This is a genomic window from Mesorhizobium sp. M1B.F.Ca.ET.045.04.1.1 (assembly GCF_003952465.1).
Lineage (GTDB): Bacteria > Pseudomonadota > Alphaproteobacteria > Rhizobiales > Rhizobiaceae > Mesorhizobium > Mesorhizobium shonense.
Map to the genome: position 1 here is coordinate 2,991,747 of NZ_CP034448.1, position 17,791 is coordinate 3,009,537.

At 58.5% G+C, this 17,791-nt stretch carries 13 protein-coding genes; 11 read left to right on the forward strand and 2 right to left on the reverse strand.

Translation table 11 applies throughout. From position 1 onward, the window contains the following. The first annotated feature begins 873 nt into the window (after positions 1-873). From EJ071_RS14485 to EJ071_RS14495, 3 genes are read left to right on the forward strand one after another with little or no spacing between them, the layout of a single operon-like run. On the forward strand, positions 874-4,665 hold the full coding sequence (locus EJ071_RS14485) for a glycosyltransferase (protein WP_126098466.1): 3,792 nt from the start codon (positions 874-876) through the stop codon (positions 4,663-4,665). Then, positions 4,656-5,759, forward strand: coding sequence for a glycosyltransferase (locus EJ071_RS14490; protein WP_126098467.1), 1,104 nt, complete (start codon positions 4,656-4,658; stop codon positions 5,757-5,759). The genes EJ071_RS14485 and EJ071_RS14490 overlap by 10 nt, the downstream gene beginning before the upstream one ends. Before the next feature lie 35 nt (positions 5,760-5,794). Then, entirely contained in the window at positions 5,795-6,658 is an 864-nt protein-coding gene (locus EJ071_RS14495; RefSeq protein ID WP_189521472.1) for a hypothetical protein, read from the forward strand. 26 nt (positions 6,659-6,684) lie between these two features. Here the strand turns inward: EJ071_RS14495 and EJ071_RS14500 are convergent, their stop codons facing one another. Beyond that, positions 6,685-7,932 (reverse strand): FkbM family methyltransferase, encoded by a 1,248-nt coding sequence (locus tag EJ071_RS14500; protein WP_126098469.1) that lies wholly within the window; start codon positions 7,930-7,932, stop codon positions 6,685-6,687. Positions 7,933-8,223: 291 nt separating this feature from the next. Between EJ071_RS14500 and EJ071_RS14505 the strand changes: the two genes are divergently transcribed. After that, positions 8,224-8,967: a hypothetical protein gene (locus EJ071_RS14505; RefSeq protein ID WP_245460239.1), complete on the forward strand. Its 744-nt coding sequence runs from the start codon at positions 8,224-8,226 to the stop codon at positions 8,965-8,967. A 525-nt stretch (positions 8,968-9,492) separates the two neighbouring features. On the opposite strand, the gene EJ071_RS39430 is transcribed toward EJ071_RS14505, so the two are convergent. Next, a complete protein-coding gene (locus EJ071_RS39430) occupies positions 9,493-9,813 on the reverse strand; it encodes a tyrosine-type recombinase/integrase (RefSeq protein WP_245460329.1) in 321 nt (106 codons plus the stop codon). Positions 9,814-10,247: 434 nt separating this feature from the next. Between EJ071_RS39430 and EJ071_RS39435 the strand changes: the two genes are divergently transcribed. From EJ071_RS39435 to EJ071_RS14545, 7 genes are all read left to right on the forward strand, one after another. Then, on the forward strand, positions 10,248-10,448 hold the full coding sequence (locus EJ071_RS39435) for a hypothetical protein (protein WP_245460240.1): 201 nt from the start codon (positions 10,248-10,250) through the stop codon (positions 10,446-10,448). A gap of 459 nt (positions 10,449-10,907) precedes the next feature. Further along, the gene (locus tag EJ071_RS14520) at positions 10,908-12,557 is read left to right on the forward strand and encodes an EAL domain-containing protein (RefSeq protein WP_245460330.1); all 1,650 of its coding nucleotides are present in this window, start codon (positions 10,908-10,910) and stop codon (positions 12,555-12,557) included. 65 nt (positions 12,558-12,622) lie between these two features. Next, positions 12,623-13,138: a ubiquinone biosynthesis methyltransferase UbiE gene (locus tag EJ071_RS14525; protein WP_189521543.1), complete on the forward strand. Its 516-nt coding sequence runs from the start codon at positions 12,623-12,625 to the stop codon at positions 13,136-13,138. Next, positions 13,135-14,313 (forward strand): class I SAM-dependent methyltransferase, encoded by a 1,179-nt coding sequence (locus tag EJ071_RS14530; RefSeq protein WP_126098473.1) that lies wholly within the window; start codon positions 13,135-13,137, stop codon positions 14,311-14,313. Before EJ071_RS14525 ends, EJ071_RS14530 begins: the two co-directional genes overlap by 4 nt. Then, positions 14,310-16,676, forward strand: coding sequence for a SpoIIE family protein phosphatase (locus tag EJ071_RS14535; protein ID WP_126098474.1), 2,367 nt, complete (start codon positions 14,310-14,312; stop codon positions 16,674-16,676). The genes EJ071_RS14530 and EJ071_RS14535 overlap by 4 nt, the downstream gene beginning before the upstream one ends. A 2-nt stretch (positions 16,677-16,678) precedes the next feature. Continuing rightward, positions 16,679-17,239, forward strand: a complete 561-nt coding sequence (locus tag EJ071_RS14540; RefSeq protein ID WP_189521473.1) for an ATP-binding protein — start codon at positions 16,679-16,681, stop codon at positions 17,237-17,239. 18 nt (positions 17,240-17,257) lie between these two features. Next, a complete protein-coding gene (locus tag EJ071_RS14545) occupies positions 17,258-17,596 on the forward strand; it encodes a hypothetical protein (RefSeq protein ID WP_126098475.1) in 339 nt (112 codons plus the stop codon). Positions 17,597-17,791: the final 195 nt, after the last annotated feature.

The following is a 17,791-nucleotide window of genomic DNA, read 5'->3' on the forward strand; positions in this document are numbered from 1 at the left end:
GGAATTGCCGAGGCAGACGAAAGGACCGATGCTGCGTCGGTCCTGCTGTGGGTCATGGTCGAAAGCGTCGGACGTGGTGGCCGTCAGTTCGCGGCCGCCGGCTAGGGCGTCGAGATCGCAACTTGGCTGAACCTGAGCTGGGGGGCTGCTGAAGCGAGGAACAGCATTGCAATGGGGGGCCGCATCGAACCCTCTCCAGCTCGCTCGCAACGACGCTAGCACCACAACGCACTCCCGTCAGGTGACACCGATCGCTCGGCAATCACTCGCGAGGAGATTCTGGAATGGGAAGCCGTCTGTCTTCCGCCGATGACAGGTTGAACGCGGCCTACAACAAGCACGCAAAACGAGCGTGCTCTTTCCTCATACGCGAACTGGCTCTATTACCCCAGACTCCCTCTTCACCCACATGTCTGAAAATTTCATGGCGCAATGACCACGAGACTTGCGGCCCCCTCTGCCAAATATTAGTAAATTAGAAAATTAGGAATTTGTAAACTATGAAAATCTGGAATTCGGAAACGGCGGGCAGGCATGCGACAGTTGCTCAAGGTCTCTTAGCTTGAAAAAAAACTTCGAGACCTCAAAGGCTTGGCTTTCGGCTCCCAGCACTACTAGCTGCACGAAAGTTGGCTCGCGATAGCCATAAGGAGTAGGATTAGGTACTGTAAGCCATAAGGAGTAGGGTCAAGCGCAGTTTCGCCAAACGATTAGGGCGATAGAACGAATGATCCGATGTTCGGATATGGAGGTTATGCTGAACGAAATCACTGCGTGAAGAAGCGGGCGATCGGGCCGTTGGTGTCTAGGCAGTCAGCCGCCTTGGTCGTCGTCAGGATCAAACGGAACTCAAACTGAGCCGGCAATTCTCAGATGACGAACGGCAAGCGCCTCTGCCTTAACATGATTGTCAAGAACGAGATCGCGAACCTGCAGCGCTGTCTTGTAGCGGTTGCCGACTATATCGACTGCTGGGTCATAGGTGATACCGGCTCGAATGACGGGAGCCAGGATTTCATCAGATCGTTTTTCGCGGACAGAAACCTGCCGGGCGAATTGCACGAGTTCCCGTTTCACAACTTTGAGCAGGCGCGCAACGAAGCCCTCGACCGCGCCTACGCCTCGGCGCTCAACTACGACTACCTGCTGTTCGACGATGCGGACATGGAGCTGATGGTCGAAGATGCGGGCTTCCGCCAATGGCTCGATGCTCCTGGGTATCGCATGCTGCAGCGATCAGGTTCCGATCTCGCTTATTGGAACACGCGTTTGGTCAGGCGCGAAGCTGGCGCACGCTACCACGGCGTGACCCACGAATATATCGACGTTCCCGGTGGCGTGGAGGAGCTGCGGGGTGTCTGGTACAAGGATCACGCCACGGGTTCCAACCGGGTCGACAAGTTCGAGCGCGATATCAGGCTCCTGCTGGAAGCTCTGGAGAAGGATCCGGAGAACCACCGATACTGGTTCTACCTGGCGCAATCCTATCGGGACGCCGGCCGCACGCCGGAAGCCGCTGTAGCCTATGCCAAGCGCGCCGCGATGGGCGGCTGGGACGAAGAAGCGTGGAACGCCCGCCTGCAGGAGGCGCGCTGCCTGCGCAAGCTCGGCGATGATGCCGGTTTCATCCGCCAGTCGCTGGCCGCCTTCGATCAGCGCCCCAAACGCGCCGAGCCGCTTTACGACCTAGCGCGGTTCTACCGCGAGAAGGGAATGAACGACGCCAGCGTGCTGTTTTCCGAAGCGGGGTTGGCGATCAAGCGGCCGGAGCAAGACATCCTGTTTCTCGAGGACTTCGTCTACACAACCGGCCTGTGGGAAGAGCACGCGATCGCGGCGAACTACGCTAGCGATCCCGTCCGCAAGGATCGCGGCTTCGCTGCGTGCAACTGGCTGGCGCTGGACCGCATGATCGCCGACGGCCCGCGAGACCTGGCTCGGTCCAACCTGTTCTTTTACCTCCGGCCCGCCAAGGAGGAGATGCCCTCCTTCAGCGCGCGCCCGGTCGGCTTCACGGCTCCGGACGGCTATCGGATGTCGACTCCATCGGTAACGAGGTGGGGTGACGAGATCGTGCTCTTGCAGAGTTCAGTAGCCGAACCCCGCGCCCAATACGACACGCCGAAGGGGACACCGAACCACGCACGCAATTTCCTGCTCCGATTGAGCAACGAACTCGAGGTCGAGTCGTCAAGGGAGATCTTACGCTCGGCCGATTTGCCCCAACCTGCCTACGACCTGGGTCTCGGATGTGAAGGCGTTCGCCTGATAGCATGGCAGGACCGATTGTGGGCTGTTGCTTGCGCCCGCACCGAGGCAGATGACCGCCCCGAACCGGTCATTGCATGTATCGACCAGAGTGGGCCTGGGCCGCACCATATGACCGACTGGCGTGTGCTGCGCCCAACGGGCGCAAAGGTCCAAGCCGATAACTGGATGCCTCTGGTCAAGTCCGCCGGCATCGACATCGAGCAGGAGCAGCTGCAGTTCATTGCCGCGAGCGATCCCATCGGCCTCTTCGACGGTGAAGGCCGAACGATCTCGCAGACGGCACCCGCCGTCGCGACCGATCAGTTCAGAGGGGGCACGCAGGCAATTGCATTTGAAGGCGGGTGGCTGGCGCTTGTCTACGAGACGCGGGCAAAGCCGAACGACGCTCGGCAATACCGCCAACACCGCTTCGTCTGGTTCGACGGAGCAGGCCACCTGGCGAAGGTCAGCCGGCCCTTTTTCTTTGACAGAACAGGGATCGAACTCGCGGCCGGGCTGGCTTGGCATCCGGATGAGAAGCGCCTGCTGATCTCCTACAGCGTGGACGACACCCAGCCGTGGATCGCAATCATCGACGGAACGGAAGTGGGACGGACATTAAAGGATGTGGATCGCCCGTCGCCGGTCATGGCCGATCCAGGCTTGATGCCAGCTTCACCTTCCTCGAACCCCCAACGCGATTTTCCACCGTACGAAGTTCCGGCTTCGGAAACGAGGACTGAACTGTCCGGCGATCGGGTGGACAGAGGCAAATCGTCGATGGGTGGCAATTCCATCTGCTCCGGAAGCGCGAAATCGAGCGAGGAGATCTTTCACAAGCTCGCGCCTTTTCTGCACGACGTCGACCATGCTCTGCAACGACGGGAACGATCGCGTCGTTTCGACGAGCGGATTGCTCGCTTCGTCGGCGACGACACGGCCCTTCCGCAGATCAACTGCTTTTACGAGGTGATGTCCGAAAAGACCGAACATCGTACCCTGATTGCTGCAACCTCATCGATGCGCTCGGCAGGCCATCCGGTCCGGGTGTGGAGCTACTCGCCGCACAAGCTTGAGTTCCTGGCGATCCATGGAATCGAAATCCGGTCGGCGGACGACGTGATGCCGCGCGCCCTTTTCGAGCGGATCGTCGCCGGCTCCGAGATCAGGTACTTCAGCGATATCTTTCGCTATGCCGTTCTTTATGAGCATGGCGGGCTATGGATGGATTCGGACATTGTCCTGTTGCGCCCGTTCGCCTTTCATGGCGATCACTTTTTCAATCTGCAATGGCGCGGATCGCACAAGGGTCACTTAGTGTGCGGCAACGTCATCTATGCCAAGCCCTACAGTCGCCATCTAAGAGCACTGTACGAAATTTCAATCCAGCGTTTTCATGATGCGCGGGGCAAGGAATTTGGTGACATTGGCCCGAAATTGCTTTCCGACTACATCGCGTCCGAGGACGGCGCCGACCTGCGCGACGCGGTATTCAGCCCGATGTTCTTCAACGCGATTGATTGGACAGAGACCGAACTGTTCGACAAGCCGATTTCGGAATTGGCTGATTATCTGAATGATGACCGCGTGTTCGGCATCCACCTGTGGACGGCGCGCAATGACGTCAAGCCAGGCGACGAAAGTGCGCCCTTGATCGCGCAGCTGGTGAACCCACTCGAATACTTTCCGACCTTCACGAACCTCGCCGACCGCTTCAATACCGACAAGAACCGGCATGCGGGCAATCATCATTGCTATGCGAGGATCTACGATCGCCTGCTTTCGCCCCGGCGTTTGTCCATGCGGCAGCTCATGGAAATCGGCCTGTGCCGCGGTCTGGCTGAAGGCAACCAGACCGAGACCCCATCCGTCGCGTTATGGCAAAGCTATTTTCCGTTCTGCCAGGTGATCGGCGTCGACCTGACGGACTTTTCGCAATTCAACAACGAAAGGTTCAAATCGTTCGTCTGCGATCAATCCAGGCCGGACGATCTGCGGGGCGTCGCGGCGAACCTAGAGGCGGGCTCTCTCGACGTAATCATCGATGACGGCAGCCATGCGTCTCACGACGAGCAGCTTACGCTGCGCGAGTTCTTCCCACTGCTCGCCGACGGTGGGTGGTATTTCATCGAGGATCTCGACTGGCAGCCGCCGGGCGAGAACTCCGCCCAGATCACGCTGACGAAAACGCTTTTGCGCGAGATCAAGGATAATGGGCATTCGCGCTCGTTGGATCAGTTCGGAATCGGCGAGCTTGCTGATCAGTTCGCCGAAATCCTGTTCTTCGACAGTCACTATGAGTTGGATCGCGCAATGCTGCTGGGCGGCCTGGTCGCGATACGCAAACGCGGCCGAGCGGATGCGGCGGCGAGGCATCATCTCGCTTCACTTGTTGAGGAGGCGGAGTGTCATTGAAAGTCGCGGTCTATACCATCGCCCTGGACGAAGCGGCAAATGTTGAGCGCTGGGCGGATTCGGCCGTCGACGCCGACTACCGGATGGTGGTCGATACGGGTAGCACCGATGACACCCCAGCACGGCTCACCGCGAGGGCCGTTACGGTGCACAAGATTGCAATCCGCCCGTGGCGCTTCGACGACGCGCGTAATGCTGCCATGGCGCTACTCCCCGATGACGTCGACGTATGCTGTACGATGGACATGGACCGGTTTCTCGAGCCCGGCTGGCGACAGAAGCTCGAGGCAGCCTGGACTTCGGAGACCACGGCGCTCTATTGCCAGACGATATACAGACCGAGTGTCGACGACCCGACGCCGCTGCGAAGTTGGCCGACGAAAAATTTTCATCACCGCTGGGGATATCGCTTCGCGCGCCCGGTCCATGAGGCCCTGGTTTTCACTGGAGAAAGGGAAGTCACCACCAGTTGCGCCGACATAAAGATGTTTGAAGTGCAGGACCACTCCAAGCCGACGCGGAGCAATTACCTGCCGCTGATGGAAGTCGCGCACAAGGAGGATCCCGACGACGCGCAGATCTGCTTCTGGCTCGGACGAGATCTGATGTGGGCCAATCAGCAGGATCGGGCCGTCGAGCTGCTCGAGCGTTATCTCGCCTTGCCGACAAGTACGTGGGGCGAGGAACGATCAGAGGCGATGCGTTGCATCGCACGCATGCGGCCAGAGCAGAGATTGGCTTGGCTGGACAAGGCGCGAATGGAAGCGCCGCACCGCCGAGAGATTTGGCTCGACCTGGCCGAGGAGTTCCACGGCAAGGCCGATTGGCTGAACCTGTTTTGGGCTTGCACAAACGGCATCGAAAATACACATCGTACTGGAAGCTACTTGGACGACGCGAATTGCTGGGGCTTTCGGCTATATGACCTCGCCGCGATCGCATCGTGGCATTTGAACGCAATGGATCGTGCGGTGGTGTGGGGACAAAAGGCGCTCGAGCTCGACCCGGCAAATCAGCGGCTCCAGAGCAACCTCGATTTCTTCCTGGGTGGGCGGGTGCAGGAGCGAACGAGTGGCGACGGCAGCAAACAATAACTCAATTACGACAAGTGTCGCGCGAGATCGCTGAGATGGTCGAATATATTGTCGACGAACTTGGCCGCCTCGTAGAAGTTCCTGTATTTAGGCCAGTGATTTATACTTCGGTATATGGTTCTGAGCTTTACTACGATTGCCTCAGGATATTCCTGCTCTCTCTCGAAAAATACGGAAATTACCGCGGCAGCATCAAAATAGCCTCCGATCGCACCCTGGACCAGGTTCTGGAATATGTCCCTAATTCGGCAAAAGAGAGGGTCCTTCACACCTCGATCAATCACGGAAATTGGATGCAAAGGTATAACGTTGAAGCTTTAGGTCTGCATGATTTCTCTCCCATACTTCATATAGACAGCGATATCGTTGTGAATCGAGATATCAATCAACGTCTTCACGCGATCTGTTCTCGGCGGCAAGTTTGCGTAACCACAGAAGTGGAGACATATCCCGAGTTAGCGCAGCAGAAGATTGCGCAGCTTCCCGATCAGCGTCGTATCGGCAACTGGTGGGGCCTTGAAATATTACGGTCGGACCCATCATGCTCCGAAGCCTTTCTTCCGTTGGTCAACGGGGGCATTATGGGGTTTAGTGATCATTCGGTGTTTTCTTTAACATCGCTGCTAGTCGCCGAGTTGTACAAGGCTCCCGCTCACGCCGCGGTTGCGGAATGGTTCGGAGATCAACCTTTCTTAAATTACGTTCTGGTGAAAACAAAACTTGGAGAATACGATATCTTCGGGAACGCCTGTAGCTTTTCTGGGTCATCCACGCCATTGCCTCAAGAGAGGCTTGGATTTGCCCATTTCCTGTGGGCCAGAGATGCAGACAAGCCGAAGATCATGAAAGAATATTTCAATTACTTAACTGAGGAACCCTCGGCAGTAATAAAGGAATAAGGGCAGTCTACAGCCCAACATGTCGATCAACGGCGCAGCACCACGATGTAGTCACCGGAGAGACCGAGATGGATCGAGTATCCTTCCAGGATAAGCTTTCGTATCATGGCGTCCGTTGCGGCCTCTCCCGATTCTCTGCAATGTGTCTCTAAGATAATCAATTGGATGCCCGACAAATCCGCCTGCTCCAGGAGCTCGATCTCTCCGCCTTCAATGTCACAGATCAAAACATTTGCCGCATGGGCTCTTATTTCATCTTCAAGACAGTAGACGGGGATTCGCACTGTTTTGATAATTCCTGGAGAGTCAGGAGAGGCATCAAGTCTAGAAGACCAGAAAGCTTTATCGATATAGAAATCTACTGTCTCACCAACTCCGGCCGCCTTTCGCCGATTTTTCAACACCCCGTGTCGCGAAGTGATCTGGGAAAGGCTATTCCGGCTGAAGTTTTGCCGAGCGTCCTCGACGATGTCGGGATTGGCGTCGAAGGTTAGGACGTTTTCGGGGTCGACGATCAGCGCAGCCGTCATTGACACGATCCCGATGGCGGTTCCCGCCTCAATAACGCGGTCTGAGGGGCGAACCAGTTCGGCGGTTAGCTGCCGCTCGCGACGCTCATAGGAACCGTTATCGAGGGAAGCTACGATGGGCGCCGCATAGTTGCCGGTGTCGACGAACACGTTAAACCCGTCAATGGTCGAAATGTGTCCTTCTCGACCATCGGGGATAATCCACCGCTCACGCTCCGCGCGGGCCTCGTCATCCGCTATTCGCTCACGAATGTCCGGGTCGAAAGGAGCACCAAAAACTTGGCATTCGTTAAAATGCAGCCATCCCCAACCTTCAAGTTGCACCCTTACGAATCGGGCCGGTTGATCACCACGGATTTCGGCGACATATGGGCGGAGATCACTGTCGCCGAACACCGTGCCGTCGATTTTCCTGTAAAAAGTCACCCAGCGATGGCCGTCCAGTGACCTCAATATGCTGAAATGCCTCAGCCTCTGCGCTTCATGCTGCCGATTGTAGATGACAATCCGGCGGATAAGGAATTCCTCTCCTAGGTCGACCTGCCACCACGGATTCTGCTCCCTATCGGTGTGAAACCCCATCTCGCCAGAAATGTTGCCGTTGTTCGCACCTCTGGCGTCTTCCTCAGGCAGGGGGCTGGACGACCACTCCGAGGTTGAACTCTGTAACGCGGGCTTGTTCATTGCAAGGTTGATCACGTAAACTCCCCCTTCAACCCTCAGCGGCGCTTTCTTGCCCGACATCCGATGCCGCTGGGGAATGATACGTCATGTTCATGCCGCAATCGATATCTTCGTTCGCGACGTTGGCGTGCGGATCGAAATGGCAATCCAAGATCGGGAGCTCGGGACCCAGGAATCCAAGTGCGGCGAAGAGATTTCGTTACACTGTTTGCAGGCACAGCGGTCGGCAGCGGGTTCTCAGTAGCATTGACCCGGTCGGGGAGCGCGGGCACAAACGATGCGGTGTCACCTCTCGCTGCTCCCGCCACCCTCCTCACCGCGCCAATCGAGCTCGCGGGCGATTGGGGTCACATGCTTCCGCGCGCGGCTGAACAGGTCGTCGAGCGCATGCGGCACGCCAGTCTGGATGGCATGCGCCTCCTTTCCGATCGCCAGCCTGTGCGACTTCGCGTCGACGAGCACAGCTCCGGGCAGCCGGCGATCTGGCTGCATCCTGACGCTAGCAGCATGGCGTGGATCATTGTCGACATCGGCGAACGGGACTGGTCGAAGCTTGCCTACCAGTTCGGCCATGAACTCGGCCATGTGCTTGCCAACAGCTGGCAGGCCGATGCCAAGCCGGCACCTCCCTGCCAATGGTTGGAGGAAGCCATGGTGGAGGCCTTCTCACTGCGAGGCCTGGGACGCCTGGCGAAAGACTGGAAACAGAACCCGCCCTTCGCCGGTGATAACGCTTTCGGCGATGCCATTGCCGAATATCGCGAGAACATCATCAAACGCTATACCGCGCTCGCCGAGAGCCAAGGACTTACCCGAGATGCTGCGACGTGGTTCGCCGACCATAGAAGCGAGATCGAAATTCCGGGTCTCAATCCGTTCGCGCAAGCAATGTGCCTGACCATTCTCGCAAAATACGAACAAGTTCCCGATTGCATTGAGGCGCTTGGCGCGCTCAACCGCTGGCCTGGCCGCAGCGGAATTCCAGCCGGTGATTATCTGCAGCGTTGGAAAACCAGCTGTGCAAAGTTGCGCGCGTCACCTCAGTTGCCGCTCTACCTAGGCGAACTTTTGGGGATTGTGCCCCGCATTAAGTGACGCGTGGCCCGGCCGGCCTTTGCGATCGTTTCTGGAACGGTATGGGATGTGTGGTTTCCTTGATGGCCAGATCGAGAATGCCTCATCAGCGAAGGACAACCGCGAGGCCCCGGACCTGAGCATGCCCGTGACGCCAAGCAAATAGTGGGTATTCGCTTCGCGCGGTGCAATATCCACTCGCTACCAAAGCCGCTCGACTTGCGGAGGTGATCGGCAACGCAGACAAAAGATGCGCTGCCAGAAATGCGGGATAGCGCAGCTGAGCCATGCCACGGGAGGGCATGCGCACACGATCGGCTTCCGGTGGTCAGTAGAACTTCGCTTGGAGACGGGGGTAGTTGGCGGGATGAATGGGCGGCTAGCTAGCCGCAATACGGGAGCGGCCCGGCAGCCTTTGTGTTGCATGCTGGCCACCGGGCCTAACCGGGAGGGCTTAGCAGGGGTAGTTGGCTAAGGGGCACCGGCTAACGAATGAACATACGCTCCTGCTAATATACATGAAACGCATCCCTAACGACGAAGGGGCTACCGATGTCGATCCAACCGCGCGATGGAGTTGCCGCGACGAGATCGGATCGGTGCAACTGCGCCCCGGGAACAGCCAGCCATCAGCATCACCCCGCGACGCCTGCCTTCGCGCCACCACAGCCACAGCAGCTCCAAGGGTTGCGGCGAGAGCATGGCGTTGCGATCCTTGCGTCCTTTGCCCTGTTCGACGCGGATCAGCATGCGTGTGCCCTCGATATCATCGACCTTGAGGTGCGCGACCTCCGACACGCGCAGGCCCGCGCCATAGGCGACACCGAGCGCGGCCTTGTACTTGACGCCAGGTGCTGCTTCGAGCAGCCGCGCCGCACCTCCGGCAGCTTGCGTGGATGGCGCATGATCACCGGCACACGGGCCAGATCCCGCCGCTTCAGCGTCACCGGGAACAGGAACCGCAACGCCGAGACCGCGCCGTTGATGGTCGCAGACCCGACGCCGTTCTCATGCTGATACAACTGGAAGCGGCGGATGTCCTCGGGCGTCGCAGTATCGGAAGAGCGTCGGAGGAGGCTGCGAAGCGCCGGACGTGACGAACGTAGTCCTGCTGGGTATGGGAGCCTGGGCCCCGCATGAGCATGTCTTGCTGAATGCGCTGGCGAAGAGGCGGGGTCGGTGCGTCGGTCGACAGGGTGTCCATGGCGAGTTCCTCTCGTTGAAGGAACTGCCATGCCGGGCCGCCATTCTCGACGGCGAGGTGATTGTGTCAGGCGAGCAGGGTACGCCCGATTCCCCCTGTGCTGGAAGTTGCGATCTGGAACGAGCTGAGCCGGCTGGTATTCGTCGCGTTCGACATCCTCCATCTCGACGGTTGCAATCTTGCTCCCTGGCCCTTGCTGCAGCGCAAGCAAGCGCTGCGTCAATTGGTTGAGCCTGGCGCCGGCAAGATCCAATGCAGTGAGCATTTTGAGGGCGACGCACTGGTGAGACAGGGCTAGATGGCGTCATTTCGAAACGCGCCAATAGCCGGTACCGAAGCGGACCGTCTAAAACACGGCTGAAGTCAAATATTCGATAAAGCCGATTTCGAATTGCGAAGCTGGTGGTCCCGCGTGGGCAGCGAACGCCGCTCGGCCCCGTGGGTCGCAATAGTTCGAATCGCGGCCGACGCCTGCGCCAATTTCTGTAAATTACTAATTTAGTAATTTTTAATTAATGTTGATCGTGTTGATAGGGGGTCACGCATTGCGACTACCCTGCAAACGGCCCTTGTTAAGAAAGCAAGTTGAAAGTTTGCCAAGTTTGGCGGTTATGCTATTTCTAAACTAAGGGGGAACGCATATTGGCACCGCCTATGGAGGTCGCACTTGCATCCAAAGGCATCCGGTGTCGGCAAGGAGAGTAAGGGGTCCAGCCCTGACGTTCCAGATACCCCTGAAGCGCTTCTCGCCGACCTCTTGTCGAACACCGCGGATCTCGTGTCGTTCTATGATCGCGACTTCCGCCTGACGCACTATGCAACCGGGCTCAAAGACCTGTATGGCGGTGCGGTGACGCCGGGTGCTGCCATTTGGCAGGTCTATCCGGGCTTCCTCGATTCCAGGTGCCGCGGCGAATTTCTTCGAGTCTTCCAGGGTGGCTCCGCGGCACGAATCGAATTGCCGCGGTCAACGGGCGATGCGCCTCTGTCTGTTTTCGTCTTCGGTACCTCAAATGGTGTGGGCATCATCGAATCGAGGGAGCGCGTGGGGCGGAGCGCAGTGGAGGAGCAGGAGCGTGTAACTCTGCTCCATCAGGCGACGCACGACGTGCTGACCGGCCTGCAGAATCGGCGACGGTTTGGCGAGCGGCTGCAGCAGGCACTGGCGGCCACTGGTGGAGAAAAGCCGAAAGCGGCGCTGCTGCAAATCGATCTTGACGATTTCAAAGCGGTCAATGACACACTCGGCCACGGCGCGGGCGACACGCTCCTTCAACTCGCGGCAGGTCGAATCCGCGATGCACTGCAGGAGGGCGAATCCGCGTACCGCTATGCGGGCGATGAGTTCGCCGTCATTCAATTGGGAAAGGAGCAGCCCAGGGAAGCTGAGCGCCTCGCCGGATCGCTCGTCGATGCATTCAAGCAGCCGTTCGTCATCAACGACATTCCCGTGTTCGTTGGCTCCAGTATCGGAATTGCGTTCGCGCCGGAGCACGGGACCGATGGCGAGCAGCTGATGAAAGCCGCCGACATTGCGCTTTACGCAGCCAAGACAGATGGGCGCGGCTGCGCCAGGACGTTCAACCGTGCGATGCTGCTCTTGCTTGAGCAACGCGAGAATCTTAGGCGCAGCCTTCGAATGGCGCTGGAGCGCGGGGAGCTTTATCTGGAGTATCAGCCCTTCATTAGGCCACCCTCGTCAGTGATCGGTTTCGAGGCGTTGCTGCGGTGGCGGCACCCCGAGATCGGGGTCATTCCACCGGGCGTGTTCATACCGATCGCCGAAGCCGACGGCCTGATGGACGAAATTGGACGGTGGGTGCTCGAGGAGGCCTGTCGTCAGGCGTTGACGTGGCCTTCCTCGATGACCGTCGCAGTCAACCTGTCGCCGGCGCAGTTCCTTAGCGGCTCGCTGACAGACACCGTCGCTCAGATCGTCGACACAGTTGGAATCCGGGCCGACCGACTTGAACTTGAAATAACAGAGAAGATCCTGCTTGAGAAGACGATCGACAATATCGATACTTTAAATACGCTTAACGTCTTAGGGATACGCATTTCTCTCGATGACTTTGGAACTTACTATTCGTCGCTGAGTTACCTTAAGAATTTTCCCTTCGACACCTTGAAAATAGATCAGTACTTCATCGTGGACCTGGAGTCCGATCTCAAAAGCCAAACGATCGTGCGATCGATAATAAATCTGGCGCACGGGCTGGGAATAAGCGTCACCGCCGAGGGCGTCGAGACGTCCGCGCAGGCACGGTGGCTGATCAAGGAAAACTGCGATTGCCTGCAGGGCAATTTCCTGGGACGGCCGATGGGAATCGAGGCAATCGGCGATTTCATCAAACGGGTCCCGACGAGAGTGGGACGAGCGATGGAGCAAACAAACGGGGCTGGCTAGTGCCTTGCGCCCTCGGATGTCATCGCCCCAGGGTACAAATTCTTATGGAACAAGTGAGGATGCCGATGGGATCTGTTCATCTGACTGGCGAGCCGAATTTTGAGCCCATGATCCAGATCGACATGGAAATGAAAGCTTTTGTCTCAGCTTGGAGGCACTGCGACTATGTGTCGACCTACATGGCCCGCATGATCAGTCAAAACAGGTCGGATTCGGTCCGGCATTCAAATCTGTTTTCCTCCGCCTTCAACGAATTGCTGGAAGTCGCCTTTCGTACGCGCCAAGCCGAGGGCGAACTGGCATGCAGGGTGTCTCGCCATGGCGCGACGGATAGGATTGAGCTGACAATTCCTTGCGTGCCCGAGGAACGCCAATTCTACGAGGAGGCCGTAGCGCAAGTCACAGGGTCCGAGGCCAGGGAGCGATACATTAATTCGGTGTCCGGGGATATCGCGCCCAGCCGGGAGGTTGTGCTCCTGGAACTGGCCGTCGACTACGGCGCGACGCTCAGGGTCGAGGAAGCCGACGGTGACGCGATCAAGCTTGTCGCGGATCTTCCGCTTGAGGGTCCACAAAATTGAACTCCTACGACTTTCTCCCGCGTTTCAAGGCTCGCTACGACGCGAACAATCAGGAGTTCGCCATATCGGGGGTCGTCAGGCCACAGGCGATCGATGAGCTTGGGCCCAGCATAGCGTTGCTCCGCGATGCGATCGACCGTGTGCGTGGTGTGCTCTACGTCAATGTCAGACGCCTGACGCAGATGAACAACGCGGCGTTTCACGCCTTTTCGAGGATCATCATCGACGCCTGCCGCGCTCGACCCGATCTTAAATTCGTCATCATCACGTCAAGCGTCGTTGGATGGACGTCACGAAAATTCGGTCGCTTGAGCGGAATAGAACCGAACATCACCGTCGAGGAGTATGACAGCGCATTCTATCCGGGGCAGGGCTTCCTGGAGGAAGGCGGGTTCGTTCCAATCCTGCGCACGCAGACAAAGATGACCTGGCGCCACGAGCGCGCAATCTTGCCGCGACATGGCATGAGGCCCGGGATCGTTATGGCCGACATCTGTTGCGGGATCGGTGATTTCGCCGTGCTCGTGCAAAAGGAGTTCCAGCCATCGCGGATTGTCGCCCTAGACCACTCCATGTCAAGCCTCGCATATGCCCGACGAGTGATGCGAGACTTCGATATCCGCGGTATCGAATATACCTATGGCGATGCGTCCGAGATGCTGCTCGACGAAGAGCAGTTCGACATCGTCACCTGCCGACATTCCCTTCAGATCTTCAATCGACCTGAACTCATCCTTAAGGAGCTCTACCGCATCTGCAAGCCGGGCGGGCGCGTCTACATCACCAACGAGAAGAATTCGCATTGCCTCGGCGAGCCCCGCGCTGAAAGCATTCGGTGGACCTACGACGAGGTGGCGAAGCTGTTCGCGCATTTCGAGATGGACGTGGAGCTCGGACCGAAGAGCAGGCGATATCTGGTCGAAGCCGGATTCGAGGATATCCGTGTCGAGACCTTCATGGTCACCAACCTGGACGGCGATCCGCAGGACTTCGCCGACGTCATAGCAGCCTGGGCGGATGTCTATGCCGGCGAGATGGCTTCCAGCCGCGGCGACGGGCCGGAGTTCGTCGCACGCTTCCGGCAGGGTTTCCAGGACCACATTTTCGCGGCGCTTCACCCCAAGGGTTATGCGGGTTGGCCGATCTGGGTCGCCTCGGGAAGACGGCCGCAATGAAAACCGACGATGAGCGCACACCGCGCTTCGGCCTGCGCTCCTTTCGAGCGAAATTCGTCTTGGTCGTGGGGGGCGCCGTATTGTTCGACCTCTTGCTGAGCGGAGGCCTGGCGCTTTGGAACGTGCAGAAGCTGTCGCGCGACGCCACGTCGGAAGTCGGTGAAGGTCTGACGACCGCGAACCAGGAATACATTCGTTCCTATGCCCAATCGACGGCGTCGAGCGTCGACCTGCTGCTCGATCGGGTTCATGGCGACGTCAAGGCGCTGGCCGGGGTGCTGCAGGCTCAGATTGATGATCCAGCGCGGCAGCAACAGGTCGGAGCGACGCTTGCACAGCAGGCGCCGGCCTCCGTGAAGGTCGTCTACGACGCGAAGGGCGATTGGGCCCAGAATCTGCCGGGCGCGCTTTCCGTGGTTAGCGTCTGGGGCTATCTCTTGGGCGCGGACCATGCCCCGCTGCCGAGCGTTCAGCAGGAAATAGAAGACAGCACTGTAATCGATCTCGTCGCGCCGACCCTCATGGCCAGCGGATCGTCCAAGCTGCAGATGTACTATATCGGTCCGAAAGAGCGGCCGATCTTCAGGACGGTGCCCTACACCGACCAGGCGCAGACCTTCGACCGGCTCTATCCAGGCCACAACAAGGCGGAATTCTGGGAGTTCTTCTTTCCGGGCATCTATGCGTCGTGGCAGGAATGGGCCAGGGATCCGGCCTCGCGTCCGGTCCCTGACGAGATTACGCAGACAGCGCCTTACACCGATGCGATCACGGGAAAGCTGATCGTCAGCTTTTTCCACCCGCTGTGGACGCGCGATCGTACCGGTATCGCGGGCACGGCGGGGGCGGACATCACGCTCGACCAGCTCGCGGAAGTCGTCGAACGTGTCAAGATCGCCGAAACCGGGTTCGGCTTCCTTACCATGTCGACCGGCAACGTGGTTGCGATCAATCCGGCGGGCCAGGCGATCATCGGCCTGAGGTCGTCGAGCGATACCGGCGCGCAGGGCGTCACCGGCCTCGAGCGGTCCCTGCGCGGAAGCGCGCAGCCGGCCATCGCGTCGCTTCCTCTCGACCAGAACAATGACGGCGTCGTTCAGCACATCATGCTCGACAACCAGGGCGAGCGCGTTCCCTACATTGTTGTCCTCAAGAGATTGAAGCCGACCAATTTGTGGAGTTCGGGGCCGATCAAGTCCGAAACGATGTCAGTCGGCATCGTCGTTCCCGAGCGGGAAATCTATGCGTCCCTGTTCGCCGCGCAGGATAGTATTTCTCGCGCGACCAATCGTATCCTGCTCTTTCAGATCGCCGCGATCGTCGTTTCGCTTTTGATCGTCTTTGCGGCAGTGCTCGGAATTTCGAAGCGGATCACCAGGGGACTCAGGGCGCTTGCCAGCGCCGCCCAGCGGCTCCAATCTAAGGACTATTCGGTCCGCGTCAGCATTCCGACGCGCGACGAGGTTGGAGCGGTCGGCACCGCTTTCAACCGCATGGCCGAGCAGATCAGCTTTCACACCGAAAACCTCGAGCAACTCGTCGACGAACGAACCAGGGAACTCGGCGACGCAAACCAGGAGATTTCCGAGCTCAACGAAAAGCTGCGCGACGAGAACGTCCGCCTCGGCGCCGAGCTCGCGGTCGCCAAGCATATCCAGATGATGGTCCTGCCGAAACCATTCGAACTCGAAGCCATTCCGGGGCTGGAGATCGCGGCCTACATGCGCCCGGCAGACGAGGTCGGCGGCGACTATTACGACGTCCTGCAGAACGGGTCGCGGGTCAAGATCGGCATCGGCGACGTGACCGGTCACGGTCTCGAGAGCGGCGTGCTGATGCTGATGGTGCAATCGGTCGCGCGCGCGCTGCAGGAGACCAACGAAGGGGATCCGCGCCGGTTTCTGGACCGGCTGAACCGGGCGATCTACAAGAACATCGAGCGGACGAATACCGGCAAGCATCTCTCGCTGGCCTTTCTTGACTTCGAGGACGAGCGGGTAACGCTGTCCGGCCAGCATGAGGAGGTTCTGGTCGTCCGCGCCGATGGCGAGGTTGAGTGCATCGATACGATCGATCTCGGCCTGCCGGTTGGCCTGGAGAATGACATCTCGCCCTTCATTGCCACGCATGACATCCGGTTCGGGAGCGGCGACGTGATCGTGCTGCACACCGACGGGGTGACCGAGGCGGAAGACAAGGACAGAAAGCTGTTCGGCTTCGAGCGCCTCAGCCAGAGCGCACAAAAACGGCACGGCGCAAGTGCGGAGGAAATCAAGACCGGCATCATCGAGGATCTGATGGCCCATATCGGCATCCAGAAAATCCACGACGACATCACCCTCGTGATCATAAGGCGCACCTAGCAATGACTACCCTTTTCGGTACCCCTGACATTGCAATCGGCATGAAGGAGAGCGTCAGCCGCGTGCGGCTGTTCGACGGACCTCTCGACTTGAGCTGGCGTCATTGTGCCACGACCTCGGACTTCATCGCCGATCTCTTCGCCTTTCGCTTTCAGTCGTCTCGCAATGACTATATGGAAGTGCGGCACAGCATCGGATATTTGGTTAACGAGCTGATCGAAAATGCCGTCAAGTTTCGCGCGCCGGGCGAGATCGTGATCGAGGCGTCGATGGGTTCGGAGTGTTTCAAGCTCAAAGTGTCGAACGACATCGATGGTGAAAACGCGGCCGGATTTCAAAGCCTCCTGGCCGACATTACCGTTGGCGACCCGGCGGACCTGCTGATACAGCGAATTGAATCGAATGCCGCGAACCCTGACGCGTCGGGCTCCGGGCTCGGATTGTTGACGTTGATGAGCGACTATGGCGCACGCCTGGCCTGGATATTCAGCTCCGCCGACGAAAGCGATCGGATTTGCCTGGACACATACGCCTCCATTCCGATCTCGCAAACTCGCAACTAGATGAAACGAAGCCAGCCTATGGAAATCAAGACAGACGACTACCGGGTGTGGATTGAAGGAAGCGATATTTTTTTCGACGGTGCGATGCGGCTTGCCAGTTCGGAGGCCGGTGCACCGATCATGGCTTTGGCCAACAGCGTTCTTACCTCGAACCCCTCTTCCATTACACTCAATCTAAAGGACCTTCACTTTCTCAACTCTTCCGGCATCAACATGCTGGCCAAATTTACGATCGAGGTACGCAAACATCCCGACGTTCGACTTGTCGTACGTGGAACGTCCGACATTCCTTGGCAATCGAAATCTTTGCCAAATCTGAAGAAGCTGCATCCTGCCCTCGTGCTTTTGATGAACTAACCGCGTTGCCCGTCAGTCGACCTCTTCACCCCGGCTCAGTACGCAGACCCGCTGGCAGGAAGGCCCCACGATAGCGAGCAGTGCCGGCCGCATGTGAAGCCGCAGGGTCGAACCTAAGGGCGTGGGTGTCTCCTGTTCCACCGCCACACGAGGGGGGCGGCAGCGGCCGCCTTTTCGCGGCAAGCTCGCCTATAG